The sequence below is a fragment of the Pseudomonas sp. MD195_PC81_125 genome (assembly GCF_014060985.1).
Lineage (GTDB): Bacteria > Pseudomonadota > Gammaproteobacteria > Pseudomonadales > Pseudomonadaceae > Aquipseudomonas > Aquipseudomonas parakoreensis.
The window spans coordinates 1-2,300 of record NZ_JABULD010000011.1 but is presented as its reverse complement, the minus strand read 5'-3'; the positions used below and the strand labels follow the sequence as shown (position 1 = coordinate 2,300).

General features: G+C 61.5%; 1 protein-coding gene and 1 pseudogene. Both read left to right on the top strand.

What is annotated here, in order from left to right; translation table 11 throughout:
• The first annotated feature begins 442 nt into the window (after positions 1 to 442).
• Positions 443 to 2,068 (top strand): NADP-dependent glyceraldehyde-3-phosphate dehydrogenase, encoded by a 1,626-nt coding sequence (locus tag HT737_RS00600; protein ID WP_182400965.1) that lies wholly within the window; start codon positions 443 to 445, stop codon positions 2,066 to 2,068.
• A 46-nt stretch (positions 2,069 to 2,114) separates the two neighbouring features.
• A pseudogene (locus tag HT737_RS31580) lies at positions 2,115 to 2,300 on the top strand (FUSC family protein); the annotation flags it as partial.

The window sequence follows — 2,300 nt, the reverse complement described above, 5'->3', positions numbered from 1 at the left end:
GTTGTGGGTGGTCGCCGGCGGTGCGGCTTTTTCACCGCAGCCGCACAGTGCAACGGACAGCGCCAGCATTAAAGTGAGTGGGATTGCCCGCATAACGATCCTCGCCTGGGTAGCGCTTTTTGTTGTGATCACACCTTAAGGCAGGCACGGCAGCGGGTTGAGGGCATTGGCGGGACAACGAGGGGGCCATCCGGGGCCACACCGATGCCCTCTGTAGGAGCTGCCGCAGGCTGCGATCTTTTGATCTTGATCTTCAAAAGCAAAGTCAAAAGATCGCAGCCTGCGGCAGCTCCTACAGGGACTGGTGTGAGCATTGCGGCTCTACTCCGGGACTTGGCGTGACATTCGCGTGACATTCGCGGGTTTAAATTCCCGCGTATTCAGGCGTATAACCTGTACTGACTTTTGGATCTGCATACGGACATCAATAGGGGGTAGCGACATGACCACAGCAAACATCCTTGGCAACCTGTTCCCTTCTGTCAGCGACATCCCGGAAAAATACCGCCTCGACGCTCAGGTCGAGCAACGCGAATACCTCGTCGATGGCGAACTGCGGCGCTGGGACGGCCCGCTGGCCACGGTACGCAGCCCGGTGTACCTGCACGGCGAGAATGGCGATGAACAAGTGATTCTCGGCAGCACCCCGCTGCTGGATGCCGACACCGCCCTCACCGCCCTTGATGCCGCCGTACGCGCGTACGATCGCGGTCAGGGCCTGTGGCCGACCATGCGCGTGGCCGAACGCATTCAGCACGTCGAAGCGTTCCTCGGCCGTATGCGTCAGCAGCGCGAAGCCGTGGTCAAATTGCTGATGTGGGAGATCGGCAAGAACCTCAAGGACTCGGAAAAAGAGTTCGACCGCACCTGCGACTACATCGTCGACACCATCAACGCGCTGAAAGAACTCGACCGCCGCTCCAGCCGGTTCGAACTGGAACAGGACACCCTCGGCCAGATTCGTCGCGTGCCGCTCGGTGTCGCGCTGTGCATGGGCCCTTACAACTATCCGCTGAACGAAACCTTCACCACGCTGATCCCGGCGCTGATCATGGGAAACACCGTGGTGTTCAAACCGGCCAAACTCGGCGTGCTGCTGATCCGCCCGCTGCTTGAAGCGTTCCGCGACAGCTTCCCCACCGGCGTGATCAACGTGATCTACGGCAGCGGCCGCGAGACTGTCAGCGCGCTGATGGCCAGCGGCAAGATCGATATTTTCGCCTTCATCGGCACCAACAAGGCCGCCAGCGACCTGAAGAAACTGCACCCGAAACCACACCGTTTGCGCGCCGCGCTGGGTCTGGATGCGAAGAACCCGGGTATCGTCCTGCCGGAAGTCGATCTGGACAACGCCGTCAGCGAAGCGGTCACCGGTTCGCTGTCGTTCAACGGCCAGCGCTGCACCGCGCTGAAGATCCTGTTTGTGCATGAGGATGTGGTCGACGCCTTCATCGAAAAATTCAACGCCAAACTCGCCACGCTCAAGCCAGGCATGCCGTGGGACAGCGGCGTGGCACTGACGCCGCTGCCGGAGTCGGGCAAGGTCGACTACCTGCACGGGCTGGTGGCTGACGCGCAGAGCAAGGGCGCGCAAGTGGTCAACCCCAATGGTGGCGAGAGTCGAGAGTCGTTCTTCTACCCCGCCGTGCTATACCCGGTGACGCCGCAGATGCGCGTGTACAACGAAGAACAATTCGGCCCGGTGGTGCCGATCGTGCCGTACCGCCACCTCGATACCGTGATCGATTACGTGCTGGAATCGGACTTCGGTCAGCAACTGAGCCTGTTCGGTACCAACCCGGTGGCGATCGGCCGACTGGTCGATACCTTCGCCAACCAGGTCGGGCGGATCAACCTCAACGCCCAGTGCCAGCGCGGCCCGGACACCTACCCGTTCAACGGGCGCAAGAACTCCGCCGAGGGCACGCTGTCGGTACACGATGCACTACGGGTGTTTTCGATCCGCACACTGGTGGCAACCAAGTTCCAGGACAGCAACAAGGAGCTGATCAGCGAAATCATTCGCGGCCGCGATTCGAGCTTCCTGACCACCGACTACATCTTCTGACGAGGACTTTGCACTGAGTACATTCAGCACCCACCGACTGCCACCGCTGCTGCGGCGAATCCTGCGTCCGTTGCTGGACCCGTACCGCCGCTACCGGCATGCCCGGCTGATCCACGCGGTACGGGTCGCGTTGGGGCTGCTGGCGACCATCCTGCTGACCACCGGCATCAACCTGCCCCACGGCGAGTGGGCGTCGGTGACCATGCTGGTGGTGATCGGCGGCTTGCAGCAT

What these genes read in the sequence shown, in the direction of transcription:
- HT737_RS00600 (WP_182400965.1), top strand. Translation starts at nt 443, where the DNA reads ATGACCACAGCAAACATCCTTGGCAACCTGTTCCCTTCTGTCAGCGAC.